The sequence below is a fragment of the Paenibacillus sp. sgz302148 genome, from assembly GCF_056120465.1.
Map to the genome: position 1 here is coordinate 1 of NZ_JBVYOJ010000044.1, position 15,689 is coordinate 15,689.

12 protein-coding genes and 1 pseudogene are annotated in these 15,689 nt (G+C 53.1%); all 13 read right to left on the reverse strand.

The genetic code is table 11. From position 1 onward, the window contains the following. Positions 1–149 precede the first annotated feature (149 nt). Positions 150–1,640, reverse strand: coding sequence for a hypothetical protein (locus tag AC0LWM_RS32000; protein ID WP_474679101.1), 1,491 nt, complete (start codon positions 1,638–1,640; stop codon positions 150–152). Between the two features lie 222 nt (positions 1,641–1,862). Beyond that, positions 1,863–2,273, reverse strand: a complete 411-nt coding sequence (locus tag AC0LWM_RS32005) for a sensor histidine kinase (protein ID WP_474679111.1) — start codon at positions 2,271–2,273, stop codon at positions 1,863–1,865. After that, positions 2,191–3,444, reverse strand: a pseudogene (locus AC0LWM_RS32010) (sensor histidine kinase); the annotation flags it as partial. The gene AC0LWM_RS32005 and the pseudogene AC0LWM_RS32010, both read right to left, overlap by 83 nt. Beyond that, entirely contained in the window at positions 3,444–4,130 is a 687-nt protein-coding gene (locus tag AC0LWM_RS32015) for a response regulator transcription factor (RefSeq protein WP_474679102.1), read from the reverse strand. The pseudogene AC0LWM_RS32010 and the gene AC0LWM_RS32015, both read right to left, overlap by 1 nt. A gap of 31 nt (positions 4,131–4,161) precedes the next feature. Next, complete coding sequence (locus tag AC0LWM_RS32020; RefSeq protein WP_474679103.1) at positions 4,162–5,334, reverse strand: ABC transporter permease; 1,173 nt, start codon at positions 5,332–5,334, stop codon at positions 4,162–4,164. After that, a complete protein-coding gene (locus tag AC0LWM_RS32025) occupies positions 5,331–6,029 on the reverse strand; it encodes an ABC transporter ATP-binding protein (protein WP_474679104.1) in 699 nt (232 codons plus the stop codon). The genes AC0LWM_RS32020 and AC0LWM_RS32025 overlap by 4 nt, the downstream gene beginning before the upstream one ends. After that, positions 6,026–7,483: an efflux RND transporter periplasmic adaptor subunit gene (locus AC0LWM_RS32030; protein WP_474679112.1), complete on the reverse strand. Its 1,458-nt coding sequence runs from the start codon at positions 7,481–7,483 to the stop codon at positions 6,026–6,028. The genes AC0LWM_RS32025 and AC0LWM_RS32030 overlap by 4 nt, the downstream gene beginning before the upstream one ends. Before the next feature lie 195 nt (positions 7,484–7,678). Further along, the gene (locus AC0LWM_RS32035; RefSeq protein ID WP_474679105.1) at positions 7,679–8,863 is read right to left on the reverse strand and encodes an aminotransferase class I/II-fold pyridoxal phosphate-dependent enzyme; all 1,185 of its coding nucleotides are present in this window, start codon (positions 8,861–8,863) and stop codon (positions 7,679–7,681) included. Further along, entirely contained in the window at positions 8,853–9,794 is a 942-nt protein-coding gene (locus AC0LWM_RS32040; RefSeq protein WP_474679106.1) for a D-alanine--D-alanine ligase, read from the reverse strand. Before AC0LWM_RS32040 ends, AC0LWM_RS32035 begins: the two co-directional genes overlap by 11 nt. An 18-nt stretch (positions 9,795–9,812) precedes the next feature. Beyond that, positions 9,813–11,303, reverse strand: coding sequence for an aminotransferase-like domain-containing protein (locus AC0LWM_RS32045; protein WP_474679107.1), 1,491 nt, complete (start codon positions 11,301–11,303; stop codon positions 9,813–9,815). A 571-nt stretch (positions 11,304–11,874) separates the two neighbouring features. Beyond that, positions 11,875–13,383 carry an FGGY-family carbohydrate kinase gene (locus AC0LWM_RS32050; RefSeq protein ID WP_474679108.1) on the reverse strand — a complete coding sequence of 503 codons (1,509 nt, stop codon included), beginning with the start codon at positions 13,381–13,383 and terminating at the stop codon, positions 11,875–11,877. Between the two features lie 60 nt (positions 13,384–13,443). After that, positions 13,444–14,871, reverse strand: coding sequence for a DUF4179 domain-containing protein (locus AC0LWM_RS32055; protein ID WP_474679109.1), 1,428 nt, complete (start codon positions 14,869–14,871; stop codon positions 13,444–13,446). Further along, the gene (locus AC0LWM_RS32060; RefSeq protein ID WP_474679110.1) at positions 14,864–15,388 is read right to left on the reverse strand and encodes a sigma-70 family RNA polymerase sigma factor; all 525 of its coding nucleotides are present in this window, start codon (positions 15,386–15,388) and stop codon (positions 14,864–14,866) included. The genes AC0LWM_RS32055 and AC0LWM_RS32060 overlap by 8 nt, the downstream gene beginning before the upstream one ends. Between the last annotated feature and the right edge of the window lie 301 nt (positions 15,389–15,689).

Consider the following 15,689-nt stretch of genomic DNA (forward strand, 5'->3'; position numbering starts at 1 on the left):
CCTTAGAATCTCTTCACCAGTTGCCTGTCAGCTACGAGGCGACTTGGCTCCTACCTCGGCCGGACTTGCACCGGCTAGTTGCGTCTAGCTTGGCTAGGCGCGCTAAAATCGAAAAAGGCCAACTTCTCTGTTGGCCTTTCGTTTGTAGGTTACTGCGGCGGTCTGCGGTACCCCAGAAGTTTAACCAGAATCTTGGCGTCTTCGACATCGTATCTGCCGTCGCCGTTGATGTCTCGATTCGCGTCAGTAGAGACGGCATATCTGACGATGTCCCTCAGCTGTATCGCCCGGGAGCTGTTCCCGATAATCGTATCCCACATATAAGTTAATTGCTCCGTAATTTCAATATCATCCGAAGGTTCGTAGAGAACGAATGATTCATCCGATCTCATCACCCCCGCATAAACCTTATATTTTCTCGATTGATCCAGGTTGAGCTCGCCGGTCCCAAAAGAAACGTACGAATCGCCACGAGTAATCGGGTTGTAAAACAGGGAGTCTTCGGCGATCAGATCAATATTATCCGGATTCACGTCGGTTTCATGGCTATCGACTAAATAAAGCCAAATAGGAACATTGCTTTTTACTTCAATTGGCATTCCCTGTTCGACTGCGTAATTTTTAATTTGAATAGTCGGCTTGTCGACAACATGAATAGGAACTTCAATGGTCTCGGATTGTGCGCCAAACTCATCCGTTGCATAAGCGCTCATCGTGACAGTGCCCGGATGCATGGCTTTAATTTCCAGTTCATTACCTTCAAGTGTTGTCGAAATATATGGACTTTCCAAAGGGGCTATGGTGTAGCTTAAGTCATCAAAAGGATCCGCATCATAGAAAAGTCCGAAGTCCTCATACTCATCGTCCTCGTGACGCAGAGGCACCCACAATCGATCACCGACAAGCAACGTTTGAGGCGGCGGACTAAAATGAACTTCAGGCGCTTGGTCTTCGATCGTGATCTTGAACGAAGATTCGGTGACATGAAGTTGACTGTCGGTGACTGTCACTTTAACGGTCGCAGTTCCGGTTTGTTGCGCCTCTATCAAAAGATAGTTTGAGCTCGTTGTAACCGTCGCAATTGAAGATTCATCCGCTAATTGAGCAGAGACCGTTAATGTATCACCAACATCCGGGTCGGAGATCGGGAGACTGACGGTCCAGAATTTGTGCATCGTCACATCGGGGAGTTGACCGATAATCGGCGGAACATTCGCTGCAACTTCTACATCAATAATAGCCTCAGCTTTATGTCCCTCAAAACCGTCGGTTGCGGTGACTTTAATTGTTGTTGTCCCGTTTGCTCCCAGACTGTTGATTGACAATATGTTGTCCGAGAAAATAGATGGGCTAACAAGATTGGAAGTATCTAAAATCTCGTAATCAAATTGCAATGTATCCCCATCATCATCTACAAAATAGTTCTGCAGATCTATAGACTTATTGCCTTCAGTATGGAGCCATACCTTCGGTATTTCTTTCTTCAGCTTTGGAGCTGTATTCACCTGCCCCTCCCCATACACCTTCCCTACCGGCGCGACGACCGGCGGCAGCGTATACACGAGCGGCGCGAGCATCATCGACGCGGCAAGTACGCGGGCCACGTTCTTCTTGCTCAGTTTTTTCTTCCATCTGGACATGGTTTTCTCTCCTTCATTGATAAGTTATCGTGCATTCTAGCAATATGTATGGACGGGCCAGCAACTGCGTTGCAAGCGTCGAGCTTCTTCGTCAAAAGTAGACATATAAATCATTCTAGCATAGCGTCAACGAGCTAAGATAGTAATTTTTTGAAAAAAATCAATAGATCAAAAGAGCGATAACGCAGAAAGTTCCACGTCATCGCCCCATATGAAAAAAGACTATATTCGCCCCTGTCCTTGCCCTGGAGACGGCTCCAACGGCAAAGTAAACGTGAACGTCGTTCCGCGCCCCGGGGCGCTTTCCACCTTGATGCCGGTACGATGAAGATCGATAATATGCCGGATGATCGACAGGCCGATGCCCGTTCCCGACATGCCCGACCTCGCCTTGTCTTGTTTGTAGTACCGCTCCCAGATGCGCGGCAAATCCTGCTCGGCGATGCCGATACCGTAATCGCTGATGGAAACGACGGCCTTGCCCTTGTCCGCATATACGGATACGTCGATGGTACCGCCTTTGGGGGAGANTGTCTTGTTTGTAGTACCGCTCCCAGATGCGCGGCAAATCCTGCTCGGCGATGCCGATACCGTAATCGCTGATGGAAACGACGGCCTTGCCCTTGTCCGCATATACGGATACGTCGATGGTACCGCCTTTGGGGGAGAACTGTACCGCATTTTGCAATAAGTTGAAGAGGACTTGAGCAATCCGGTCAGGATCAGCGTACGCGTAAACATCATGGTCCTCATCCGCCTCAATGACGGCGACGATGCTTTTCTCCGCCATGTAAGGCTCCATAGCCGCAATCGTCTGCCTCACCTGCTCGGTCAAATCGTACCTGATCGGGTGAATTTCCATCTGCCCGGATTCGATCTTGGCCATATCGAGCAGGTCACCCACCAGCTTGATCATCCGCCCCGTTTGTGTGCGCATGAGCTTAATATATTGATGCTGCCGCTCGATCGGAATGACGCCATCCTGAATCGCACCCAAATACCCGTGGATCGACGTCAGCGGCGAGCGCAAATCATGCGATACGTTCGCCACGAACTCTTTCTGCAGCCGATCGTACACGCCGAGCTCCTTAGCCATAATATTAAACGATTCGCCGAGTTGTCCGATCTCGTCCTTCGTCCGTACTTTAATCCGCTGATCGAAATTTCCTTCGGCCAGCAGCAGCGCTTTCCGGTTCATCTCCCGCAGCGGCGCGGTCAGCTTGCGCGACAAGAAGAAGACGCAAATGCCGGCCACCACGATGGAGAACATGCCCGGGATCAGAAAACGGCTCCGCATCCCCGCCGCCTTAGCCGGGAAATCGTAAGAAACCATCGCGACAAGCGCTTCATCCATGTCCGCTTCGCCCTTGTTCGGAAGCAAATACATGAATACTTCGAACCCTCGCTTCTCGTCATCCGTCACGCCATCCACCGGAATGCCTTCCTGAATGATCCCCCGAAGATATGCCGGATCGCGCAGCTGCGGATCGTCTTCCGGTGGAATACGCCCGAAGCGATAGAGCATGTTCCCTGACCGGTCGAACGTATAGAAAGTTTGGCCTTGATCCGCGTAAGCGATGTTGAGAAAAGAAAGCAGCGTCTCCTTGCTCTGCTTCTGAGCCGCGGACGTATTCAGCAAGCGGACGATCGTATGAATGCGCGCTTCGGCAAAATTGCCGCGATCGCGAAACATATCGTTTTTAAGCAGCAGAAAGGATACGGTATTCGTCCCAACGAACGTAATGAGCAAGATGAGGACATAAAAGAAAAACAGCTTGACGAACAGGCTGCGCCGTTTCAGCATCAATCGCTCACCTCGAACTTGTAGCCGATCCCCCAGATCGTCTTCAGCGCCCAATCCTTATTCGGCTCGCCCAGCTTCTCGCGAATCCGCTTGATGTGGACATCCACCGTCCGCGGATCGCCGTCATAATGGAAACCCCATACTTCGTCGATCAGCTGCTGGCGAGTAAATACTTTGCCCGCGTTCACGACGAGAAACACGAGCAGCTCCATTTCCTTGCGAGGCAGCACGGTTTCCATCCCGAGGCATTTGATCTTGTACTGCTTCGGATCGATGACAAGACCCGGGAGCATAATCGCTTCCTGTTCCACAAGCATCGGATTCGTGCGGCGAAGCACGGCCTTCACCCGGGCCAGCAGCTCTTTCGGCTCGAACGGCTTCACGATATAATCGTCGGCACCCAGTTCCAGCCCTTTGATCTTGTCATAGCTCTCCGCTTTGCCGGTCAGCATGATGATCGGCGTTTGTTTCTCGGCGCGAATGCGGCGGCATATTTCCCATCCGTCCATTTCCGGCAGCATCAAATCCAAAACGACCAGATCCGGGTTCATGTCATAAAAACATTGCAGCCCCTCCATGCCGTTATTTGCGGCAACGACCTCGTAACCGTCATTTTCCGCATATAGCGTAATCAGCTGGCAAATATACGGGTCATCCTCTATAAGAAGCAATTTAATTCGCCGCATGGGGGCACCTCTTTTCTCAAGTCCGCATTCGTTAGGTTCGAAGCGCATCGATCGGATGCAGCTTCGCCGCTTTGTTCGCCGGATAGATGCCGAAGAACACCCCGATGCCTAATGAAAAAACAAATGAAATCACGATGACGTTCAGCGAGAACGACGCTTGAATGCTGAGCAGCTTGCCCAGCAAAGTCGCTCCCCCGACTCCGGAAGCAATGCCAAGTATGCCGCCGAAACCGCCCAGAACAACCGATTCGACCAAAAATTGCAGCAAAATATCCCGTTTCTTGGCGCCAAGCGCCTTGCGTACGCCAATTTCCCGCGTCCGTTCCGTCACGGAAACAAGCATAATGTTCATAATCCCGATGCCCCCGACAAGCAGCGATATGCCGGCGATGCCACCAAGCGCCATCGAAAGCGTGTTCGTGATCGTATTCGCCGATTCGAGCGCGTCCTGCTGGTTGAATATATTATACCCTTCGTCATCTGCTCCGCGAAATTTTTTCTGGAGTGCTTTCTCCAGCCCTACGATGGCGAGATCGATCGTTTCCTGCGATTCGGCGCGGACATACACCGATTTGATGCCCTTCGTTGCAAGTAGCCGTTCCGCCGTCGTGATCGGGATCAAAATTTTGTCGTCGTTATTGCCGCCGAAGCTGCTGCCCTTGGAAGCGAGCAGCCCAACGACTTTAAAGCGGATGCCGTTTAGGGTCACGTTTTGGCCGACGGGGTCCGCCGTGCCGTACAACGTTTTGGCCGTCTCCGTGCCGATCAGCGCGACCTTCTGCCGGTAATCGACGTCGATCGGCAGTAGGAACCGTCCCTCCTGCACATGGTAATCCCGAACCGTTTCGTATTCGGGCGTAATGCCTTCGATCGATACATCGGAGTTGGTGGCGCCGTTTTTCGCTTTTACCCGGCCGGAGATGGTCGGCGAGACCGACTGGACGTGGGCGATTTCGCCGAACGCGCGCACTTCATCCAGCGACAGCGAAGCTTGGGCTCCTCGGCCGGAGATGCTGATCGACAGCAGGTTCGTGCCGAGCTTCTGCATTTCTTCGCTGATTCGGTTCGTCGCGCCAGAGCCAAGTGCAACAAGCGCGATAACGGCGAACACACCGATAATGATGCCGAGCATCGTCAGAAAAGAACGCATTTTGTTCATGCTGATGCTTTTCCACGCCATCTTGACGCCTTGGAACAAATTCATGCGCTCACCTCCCGGTCCTCGATGATGCGGCCGTCCTGGATCCGAATCATGCGGGAAGCTTGAGCGGCGATCTCCAAATCATGCGTGATCAAAATAATCGTATGTCCCTGGTTGTTCAATTCGCGAATGAGCCGTAAAATTTCCGTCCCGGTGACGGTATCGAGCGCGCCGGTTGGTTCATCCGCAAGCAAAATCGGCGGATTGCCGGCGAGTGCCCGCGCAATCGCGACACGCTGCTGTTGTCCGCCGGACAGCTCCGTCGGCCTGTGGTGAACCCGGTCGGCCAAACCGACGTTGGCCAGCGCCTGCTGGGACAGCAACCGCCGCTCCTTGTGCCCCATCCCCCGATAGATCAGGGGAAGCTCGACATTTTCCAATGCACTTAGTTTATTCAGCAGGTTGAAGTTTTGGAAAATAAACCCGATCTTGTTGTTGCGGATTTGTGCCCGCCCGTTATCCGACAACCGGTTCACTTCTACGCCGTCAAGCAAATATTTGCCTTCGTTCGGGACATCGAGACACCCAAGCATATTCATGAGCGTGGATTTGCCGGAGCCGGAAGGACCGATGATCGCGACGAACTCCCCGGCATAAATCGAAAGAGAGATATCTTGCAGCACATTGACGTTTTCTCCCCCCATCGAATACCATTTGCCCATCCCTTCAATTTCAATTAGTGGTTTGGAGGTCGTCATCGCGAGCCTCCTCCCGAACCACCACCTGGGCCGCCGCTTTGAAAGCCGCCTCCGGTGGTATTGACACGTTGTCTGTTGCCTCCATTTAAGCCGCCCATGCCGCCCATACCTCCGAAACCTCCGATTCCGAAGCCGCCTTGCATCATTTGATTCGAGCTGCTCGAGACAACGGCCGGCAAAATCACTTGCTCGCCTTCAGTCAAGCCCGATTTAATTTCCATGTACGTTTCATTGTGCAAGCCCACCTCAACGACAACCGCTTTTTGCTGCATCGGCGTTCCGTCGGTATTCGCCCCGGGAGCGCCTCCACCGTTCCGCCAGTTCATGCGGTTCATTCCGCCTTGGCCGGACCCACCGCCGTTCGGGGCAAAACCGCCGGCACCTGGCGCACCCCCGGGAGGTCCGCCTTCTCCTCCGGCAGCACCGCCGTTCGAGCGGCGTGTGCCGTTCCATGCTCCCTCGCCATTCTGGCCGTTCTGGCCATTTTGGAAGTTCTGGCTGTTCTGGGCGTTTGGACCGCCTGCCGCTTCCGTTCCCGCTGTACCATTCACCGGAACAAAAACGATATGCTGATTGCCCACCTGATGCACCGCTTCGATCGGTACGATCAGAATATCGTCCTTCTGCTGGATTTTGACCGTCGCTTCGGTGGACATGCCTACCTTAACGTCCTTGGAGCTATCCAGTCCGATCGTCACGTCGAACACGGACACGCCGTTCGTCGCTTTTCCTTCCTTGGCAATATTCGTTACCGAACCGCTTCGCTTCTGGTCCGGCAATGCGTCCAGCGTAATCTCCGATTTTTGCCCCACCTTGATCTGGGCGATATCCATTTCATCCACTTGAATCACCGTTTGCAGCTTGTCGTAATTCACGATGTCCATCGCCGAAAATCCGCCGTTCACCTCATCCCCGGCAGCAACGTTCAATGTAATGATGTCGCCGTCGATCGGCGATACGATTGCGTTCGGCGCTTTGGCTTCATCGCGCAATGTGGCGATGTTGTCCTTCGACGACTGAATGTCCAGCTCCAGCTTGCGGATGTTGACATCACTCGTCTCGCTGCCCTCCTTCGCCTGCTCCTTCCATTTATTTCGAGCGTCGTCCAGATCGAACTGCTTCTGTTCGAGCTTGAGCTCCTCCTGGCGGATTTGGCTGCTGTTGTCCTTCGCCTCGAACGTGATCAGCACCTGGCCTTTCTTGACATGGTCGCCTTCCTTCACCTTCACCTCGGCGATTTTGCCGCTTTCCTTCGTCTTGACCGTTTCCCGGTCGACCGTTTCGACCGCGCCGGAGCCGGATACCTCGACGGATATCGAGCCTTTGCGAGCCTGTGCGGTGGAAATGACCGCGTTTTGACCGCTTTTGTTATTTGCGAAAAACTGCTTGTAGCCAAAAAAACCAGCCGTGCCGATCAACACGACCGCAACGATGAGAATGATCCACTTCTTCATCTTCTTCACCGAATTGTTCCACCCTTCTCCGCCTATAATTACGAAACATAAGAATGGAACCATTCTAGCATGAAGTTATGAACAGACCGTGAACAAGCCTACCGATTTTAAGAACGCAATCCGTGGCGGGAGACTGGCATGAGTCACCAGCTACATTAGGGGATACCTGTCTTTTTCGTTCTGCAAAAGTTTTCTTCAAACCGGCTGCGTCACCTGCATAAACCTTCCCATCCGTTCCAGCGCCTTCTCCAAATCGACGAGCGAGGTTGCATAGGAGCAACGAATAAAGCCCTCTCCGCCTGATCCGAATACATGTCCCGGTACGACCGCCACCTTCGCTTCCTTCAGCAGCCGAAGAGCAAACTGATCGGATGACATGCCGGTGGAAGCAATTGAAGGGAAGGCATAGAAAGCCCCCTCAGGCTCGTGACAGGCCAGGCCGATTGCATTCAAGCCGCTCACAAACATTTTACGGCGTTCGTTGTAGCTCGCCATCATCTCATCCTTGGCAGCCAAGCCGTGGCGCAATGATTCGAGCGCGGCAATCTGTGCAATGGTAGGAGCACACATGGCCGTGTACTGGTGGATTTTCAGCATGCCGGCAATCAGCGCGCGCGGACCGCACGCATAACCTACACGCCAGCCTGTCATCGCAAAAGCTTTGGAAAAACCGCTGATGACAATCGTACGCTCCTTCATGCCCGGCATGGAGGCGATACTGACATGCTTTCTCCCGTAAGTCAACTCGGCATAAACTTCATCCGAAATGACGACCAGATTATGTTTGATAATGAGCTCTGCAATCGGCAGCCAATCCTGCTCCGTCATAATTGTTCCGGTCGGATTACACGGATAATTGATCATTAAAACCTTTGAACGAGGCGTAATTACAGCTTGCAGCGCTTGCGGGGTCAGCTTAAACTGCTCCCTTGCCGTAGTTGCCACCTCCACAATTTTACCGCCATGCAGATGGGTAATCGGTTCATAGGCAATATAGCTTGGCGCCGGAATCAGCACCTCGTCACCCGGATCGATCACTGCCCGCAGAGCCAGGTCAACGGCTTCACTGCTCCCCACCGTCACGATAATTTCCTGCCCGGGGTCATAGGAAAGCGCGAAGCTGCCGGATAAATATGCAGAGAGCTCCTCTCGCAGCTCCATCAAGCCGGCATTTGAAGTATATTTCGTCTGCCCTTCACGTAATGCTTGAATGCAAGCCTCACGCACATTTTCCGGTGTAACGAAATCAGGCTCCCCGACCCCAAGGGCGATCGTATCCCCGCCTGCTGCATTTAGATCAAAAAAAGCGCGAATTCCCGATGGCCGAATATCCCGTACACGCGAGGAGATAAACCGCCCTGAACCTTCTTCACGAAACATATGGCACCATCCCCCATTCCTGTTTTCGCTCATGGAGCGAGCTGGCAATAATACGGTCCAGGAGCTGTGTAAAGGTTATACCCGCAGCTGCCGCACTTTTCGGAAGCAGGCTGCTCGCGGTCATTCCCGGCAATGTGTTCACTTCCAGCACGTAAGGCATATCCCGACACAAAATCATATCGACCCTTGCATAGACCTTGCATTGCAACAGCCGGTAGCTGGCTAGTGCCGCCTCGCGCACACGCCGCTCAATAACGGGAGGAAGCTGAATCACCTTCTCCTCAGCGCCGCCAACCTCATATTTCGCTTTGTAGTCGAACCACTCCGAATGAGCGGAGCGAATGCCGATAATCGGCAATACCTCGCTGTCCACGATCGAGCAAGTGAGCTCCGTCCCTTCAATATAAGGCTCAATCAAAATCGCTTGGTCCAAGCTGCAAGCATCCTGAACAGCCGACAGCAGCTCCTTCTCATTTGGTACAAGCTGGATGCCGATGCTGGATCCCCCTGTATTCGGCTTCACAATAACCGGGTAGCCCAGCCGCTCCACCACTTGCGGATCATAATCGTCCATCCCCTGCCAGCAAAGGCCTACAGGCGTATGCACACCCGCTGCCTTCAGCAGCATCTTGGACAGCTGCTTATTCATACATAAGCTGCTTGCCAGAACGCCACTTCCCGTGTACGGAATGCCCAACGTCTCCAGCGTTCCCTGTACCGTGCCGTCCTCGCCGTACCGGCCATGCAGCGCCAATAGTGCGAGATCGATGCCCGCCTGCTGGACCTGCGTGATGAAATCCGCTCGCTGCTCGATCACAATAGGAACCACATCATAGCGGCTGCGATCCAAATGTTTGATCATCTCTTGACCTGTCTGCAGAGAAACCTCACGCTCGGAGGAAATACCGCCCATTATAACGCCAATTTTCATTATGACACCTCATTTTTCTTAAACGTTAGGCCTTATAATGCTACGCGCCTGTTTGCCAATGATTTGAATGCCTCGTTCGATATTTTCATCCGTTACTCGTGAAAAACCAAGCCGCAACGTATTCGTCCCTTCGCCTTCTTGAATAAAAAACTTGTCTCCCGGTGTGAAAATAACACCCTGTTCTGTGCAAGCTTCTAGCAGTTGGTGTGTATTTACACCTGTCGGGAAGGTGAGGAACATATGCAAGCCCCCGTCGCCGGACAGCTGCGCCTCAGGAAGATATGCTTCACAGCATGCCTTGGTTAGCTCATATTTTCGCTTATACTCCGTACGTGCTTTTTTTACATACTTATCGAAATTTCCGTTAAGCAAATATTGGTATAACATCGATTGATCGATTGTTGATGTATGAATGGTGCGTGCACGCTTAATGCTTTCCAGTGTATTGATCAGCGCCCGGTCTCCAAGCACCCAGCCTACCCGCAAGCCAGGGAACAGCACCTTGGAGAAACTGCCGATATATATGACTCCGTTCCCTTGCCCTACGGTCGCTATTAAGGGCGCAACATGCGCCCCCGAGTAGCGCAGCTCCTCATTGAATCCATCCTCGATCACCGGGATCTGATAGCGCATCATTAATTTCATAACGGCTCCGCGCTTTGCCGGCGACATGACGATGCCTGTCGGATTGTGATAGGAAGGAGTCAAGTATGCCAGATCAAAGCGATTGGTCTGCAGTGCCGCCTCCAGCCGCTCCACATGAATACCGTCACGCTCCATCGGAATGCCGGTAATCTCAAATCCGTGCAGTTTCAAATTTTTGATCGCCGTATGATGGGTCGGATTTTCACAAATTGCCGCTCCGCGGCGCGCAGAAGGGCGTAATGCCGACAGCACAATGTCGAAGCCTTCTGTAAACCCGCCTGTAATGAGCATATCCTTTCCGCTTATATCGACCCCCTTGTTCTCCATATAATGCATCAGGTAATCGATCAGCGGCTTGTAGCCCTTGGCATAGCCGTAGTTGAGCAGCACCTGCCCTTCGATGGCCATCCGGTCCATAAAGGCTCGCTTTACATCGCCCAGATCAAACAGCCGCTCATCCGGAGCGATGCTTGTGAACGAGATGGTTCCTTTTTCGGCGCGAATGCCCTGTTTCATCATATCCAGCTCTACAGCGGATACGGCATACTCGTTCATTCTTGCATTCCAGTCGATCTGCCAGGAATCGGGGCCGCCGGCTCCTCCGTTATCCGCAGCCGACTGGCCTACCGTGGCGGCCACATAGCTGCCCTTGCCGGGAATCGCATACGTAAATCCGTCATCCTCCAAGCCTTCATAGGCTGCAATGACTGTATTACGGCTTACCTTTAGCAGATCGCTCATTTCTCGTGTGGAGGGCAGCTTCTGATCCGCCTGAAGCGCCCCTTTTATAATTAAACGATTGATGTATTCTTTCACTTGTAGCGCGACCGGACGGTCACCGGCGAGCTTGAAATTCTGGAACATCCTTCATCGCCTCCATCTATAATGATGGCATAAAAGACGGGAGAAAAAAAAGAACCGCCGCACTGGATTTTTCATCCTTCGGTGGTTCTTTCGCAATTTATTCTCTGTTCGGCTTTTTTACGGTAAGACCGCTGCTGTGAAGAAGAGATCCTCTCATGCCAACGCCCTGCTTAATCAATCGGTTTGAATAACAATTCTCTCACCAATTCGGTAGTAAGCTGACAAACCAATAATTCGGGGAGTATGCTTAAGCACCTTAGCAATAGATGCAAAAGTACATTTATTTTCTCCACCTTGCGTCCATTTCCATGGAAATAAATGCGATCGTACATCTATTTCGTCCATTTCAACTCGGAAAACAACGAGAGGACGTAAATAACTGTACATTTGTAGGAACTTCCGCCATTCCGAATATGAGGCAAAAAATAGATGTACAATTGCAGCTATACTCCCCGGTTAGAAGCACAGAGACAACCGACCGCTCCCGGCTGGCTTGTCTCAAGTCCTCGCGGCGGCCGGGCTGCACGCACACTGCGCGTACCGCGGCGGCCCACGCCACGGCCCGGCGCGGCTACTCGCGCGGCAGCGCGCCGAACTGGCGCAGCGGCTGCTGCAGCGCCAGGTAACCCCCATCATACAGCCTGCGATAGGCTGTATGAGCCTCCGGCTGCGGCGCGACGCGCACAACATCCGGCTTCGCCACGGATGCGGCGGCTTCCTCCGCCGAAGCAAAAGCCCCGCTGCCGACTGCCGCGGCGAGCGCTGCGCCCAGCAGCGTCGCCTCCGGAATCGGCGGCAGCTCGAGCCCGCAGGCCAAGACGTCGGCCTTGGCCTGGAGCCAGTGCCGGTTGCGCGTGCCGCCGCCAACGACGACGAGCGTTTCGATCGCTCGTCCGGCGATGCCTTCCGCCACCCGGCGGATCGATTCCAGCTGGTACGCGGTGCCCTCGAGTACAGCTTTGATCATGTCGCCTTTGCCGTGTTCCTTGCTCAAGCCGATGAACGCGGCTTTCACCTTCGAATCCGGCGTTGGCGCGCCGCTGCCGGTCAAATACGGGAAATACAAAATCCCGGTAGGCCCCGGCTTCACGCCGTCAAGCAGCGCGAGCAGCTTTTCGTACGATAGCGATTCATCCGCAAGCAGCCCGCGAAGCCATTCCACCGAACCACCGGATGACGAGTTGCCGCCCATCCAGAAATGGCGTCCCGGCGCGATATGGCAGCCGAACGACAAGCCGGAGGCGAACTCCTTCTCGCCGAGCGCCCGTTCCGGCAGCGTGCCGACAAGCGTCTCCGCCGTGCCCATCGAGTCGTAGACGATGCCCGGCGTAATCGCCCCTACCGCCAGAGCGGCGGCGACATGGTCGTGTCCGGCGATGCCGACGGGGATGCCGCCGCGCAAGCCGGTTGATGCTGCCAGATCCGGCAGCGTCCCTCCAACCGGCGCTCCGCCAGGCAGCGCCTCCGGGAACACGTCCGGATCTAAGCCGAAATTGCGAATCCACTCGTCGTCCCATCGTTTCTCGTCGATGCGGAACGCGAAGGTCCTTGCGGCAAGCGAATAATCAAATGCCGGTTTGCCCGTCAGACGGTACGCAATGTATCCCGAAGCCGACAGCCATACCGCTCCGTCCAGCGCAGAAGGGTTCTGGTCCCGAACCCACAGCAGCTTCGCGAGGCCCAGCTTGAAGCTGTTGCGCAGTCCGGTTTTGCGGAACATTTCGTACGCGTCTCCCGCTTTGCCGATCAATTCGGCTTGAGGTGCGGATACGGTATCGAACCATGGCATGAATACGGAGCGAGGCGCTCCCGTCTCTCGGTCTACGAGCAATCCGCTCTCCGCCATGCTGGCAATGCCGATGGACGCGATCTCTCCCGAGTCTGCTCCTGCTTGCTCCAGCACCTCCTTGATCGCCGAAGCGATCATGCCCCACATTTCCTCCGGGTCATAATAAGAATAACCCGCTTCGCTGCTGTGCGTAATCGTCTTGCGGCTGGCGATCGCCAGAGCGGTACCGTCCGCGCTGAATAAACCGACCTTGCTATGGGTCGTGCCGATATCAATCCCAATCATTTTCATCGATGATTATCCTCTCTATCGTAATTCGATGCTGGCGTCCGTGCGCCGATTTATCCAGACTTATTTGATTTGTATCCGGAACTTCTTGCGGAGATATCCCGGGTATCGATCCACCTGGAACGTTAACGGCTGTACATACTTTTTATTATCAATGACATAACTCGACTTCTGTCTCGGATCGTCGGAGGCCATGATTGACGAAAACCCGCTCTGATTGGACATCGAATAGGTCTTGCCGCTGCCGTCCTTAAAGTCCTGACTTAAAAAAGAATAAATCATGTTGTCCGCTTCATCAATACCCGTCAGTGAAAAATGAAGCTGAATGACGTTCGCCGAACGCGATACCTTCTCTAGCTTCAGTCTGTCGTCCGGAGCGGAAACGAGCTTCTTTTGATCCGTATCGACCACCACTTGCGCTTTCTCCGTATCCCAAGCACGAAACAGTTCTCCTTCCGCATACAGTTGCTGCGGCGGATCAAAATAATTGCTTTCAAAATAGATAAACCGCTGATTGGGATCCGCACCGCCAGAGCCGTTTCCAGATTTGAGCGCCCTACCGTGCTCATCTACGAGCCGTAAATCCGCGAAATCGAAAAACTTCATCGGGTTGGCGGGATCGGTTTTCACCTCAAGCACCGTCTGCAGCGGGTACACCGAAGCTTCAACGAATGTCAGCTTGTTGCCCTGCACATCGATCGATTGCCCAATCGGATATACTTTTTTCATGGCGGCGAATTTCGCCTTGTCGATTTTGATGCGTATTTCCCACTTCGCTTGAGAATCTGCCTTCCGGGGCTCGGAAATTTCCAAATCATCCTCGACGTACCGCTTTGGTTCTTCGAAAGGCACATAGCCGCGTGTATCCTCGGCCATCAAGCTTGCGCTAAAGATCAATTCTTCCGGCAAAACTCCATCACCCAGTGGAATTCCTACATCAATTCGCCCGCGTCGAATGTTAGTCCCATCCTCGTTTTCCGGTTGTCCGTAATGAAGGAAACCTCCCAAGTGCTGGCGATTTACTTGCAATACCTCAATATCCGACAACCTCACGGCAAAATTCTCATTATCATGCTTCATCGTATAAAAAATAACCGCGCGCCGCTCATCTGCAATAATGCCATCCACCGTCAGCTTCATGCCGTCATGCGCGTCGGAAAGCCCGACCGGCTGCATCCACTCGTTTGCGACCGCATCTTGTAGTCCCTTATCGTCCGCGATCAGCTTGACGAAGTAGTCCATCCCCGGAATGTCGCGAACGAACGCGGCGAATGCCGGAGAAACGCGGATCGATCCAGCAAGCACCAAAACAACGCAAGCCGCTGCGATCCCTGTCCAGATCGACCTCCATTTGCGGTGCCGGCGCCGTTCCAGCTCTTTTTTCGCCCGCTCCATGCCCTTCCGAATCCGGTCCTCGACCTGCTCTGGCACGCTCCCTTCAGCTATTGCCGTTTTCATCTCGCCTAATGCTTGTTCCTCCGCATTATACATGGCCGCCTTCCCCCTCCTTGCCCACAAATTCGCGCAGTCCCTTGAGCGCCTTGTTCAGCCAAGATTTGACCGTACCGTCCGGACATTCGAGCACTTGTGCGATTTCCGTGATCGTCATGTCATGAAAATATTTCAGCATAATAATATGTTTGTATTTCGGTTCGAGCCGCTCGATCGCCAGCTCCAATCCGAATTTGCGATGGTCGATTTCGTTCCCGTCGGCCGCGGACTCTGCATGCATCAGAGGCAGCACCCGTTTTTTCCGCTTCTGCTCGTCGATGCAATAATTGATCAAAATCCGGATGAGCCAGGTATTGAAATATTTCGGTTCCTTCAGCTTCTTTAGCTTGGAATACGCGCGGTACGTCATTTCCTGGATCGCCTCCAGCGCGTCCGCTTCATTTTTCATATAAGCGAATGCGATTCGGTACAATTTCTCCTTATCTCGGCTGACGAGCTCGTAAAACGCTTCGTCGTCGCCATTTTGCGCCAATCTTACAAGCTCTTCCACATTCATATGATTCCTCCTCGCAAAACCCACAATCCAAGGATCACGCAGCTTAAACTCGAACATTAGACTAAGTGAAGGGCAAAACGGTTTTGATGATTTATGAAAAGTTTTGGATCCGTGATTTAAATGGAGAAATAACGGGAAAACATGTATTTAATCCGATAGAGACAATGGGTTAGATAGAAATAACGGGAAATCTGTAGCTAGAATAAAAAGTGGACACCCGTTAAGTGAATTAGGATAATGGTATTTACGAGAAGGGGTGTCCCACATGGAAAAGCAACAACGTAACCAATACACGGAAGAT

Excerpts from the sequence above, each read along its gene's own strand:
- AC0LWM_RS32015 (WP_474679102.1), bottom strand. The coding sequence starts at position 4,130 with ATGCGGCGAATTAAATTGCTTCTTATAGAGGATGACCCGTATATTTGC.
- AC0LWM_RS32000 (WP_474679101.1), bottom strand. The coding sequence starts at position 1,640 with ATGTCCAGATGGAAGAAAAAACTGAGCAAGAAGAACGTGGCCCGCGTA.
- AC0LWM_RS32055 (WP_474679109.1), bottom strand. The coding sequence starts at position 14,871 with ATGTATAATGCGGAGGAACAAGCATTAGGCGAGATGAAAACGGCAATA.
- AC0LWM_RS32050 (WP_474679108.1), bottom strand. The coding sequence starts at position 13,383 with ATGAAAATGATTGGGATTGATATCGGCACGACCCATAGCAAGGTCGGT.
- AC0LWM_RS32025 (WP_474679104.1), bottom strand. The coding sequence starts at position 6,029 with ATGACGACCTCCAAACCACTAATTGAAATTGAAGGGATGGGCAAATGG.
- AC0LWM_RS32060 (WP_474679110.1), bottom strand. The coding sequence starts at position 15,388 with ATGAATGTGGAAGAGCTTGTAAGATTGGCGCAAAATGGCGACGACGAA.
- AC0LWM_RS32035 (WP_474679105.1), bottom strand. The coding sequence starts at position 8,863 with ATGTTTCGTGAAGAAGGTTCAGGGCGGTTTATCTCCTCGCGTGTACGG.
- AC0LWM_RS32030 (WP_474679112.1), bottom strand. The coding sequence starts at position 7,483 with ATGAAGAAGTGGATCATTCTCATCGTTGCGGTCGTGTTGATCGGCACG.
- AC0LWM_RS32040 (WP_474679106.1), bottom strand. The coding sequence starts at position 9,794 with ATGAAAATTGGCGTTATAATGGGCGGTATTTCCTCCGAGCGTGAGGTT.
- AC0LWM_RS32045 (WP_474679107.1), bottom strand. The coding sequence starts at position 11,303 with ATGTTCCAGAATTTCAAGCTCGCCGGTGACCGTCCGGTCGCGCTACAA.
- AC0LWM_RS32020 (WP_474679103.1), bottom strand. The coding sequence starts at position 5,334 with ATGAATTTGTTCCAAGGCGTCAAGATGGCGTGGAAAAGCATCAGCATG.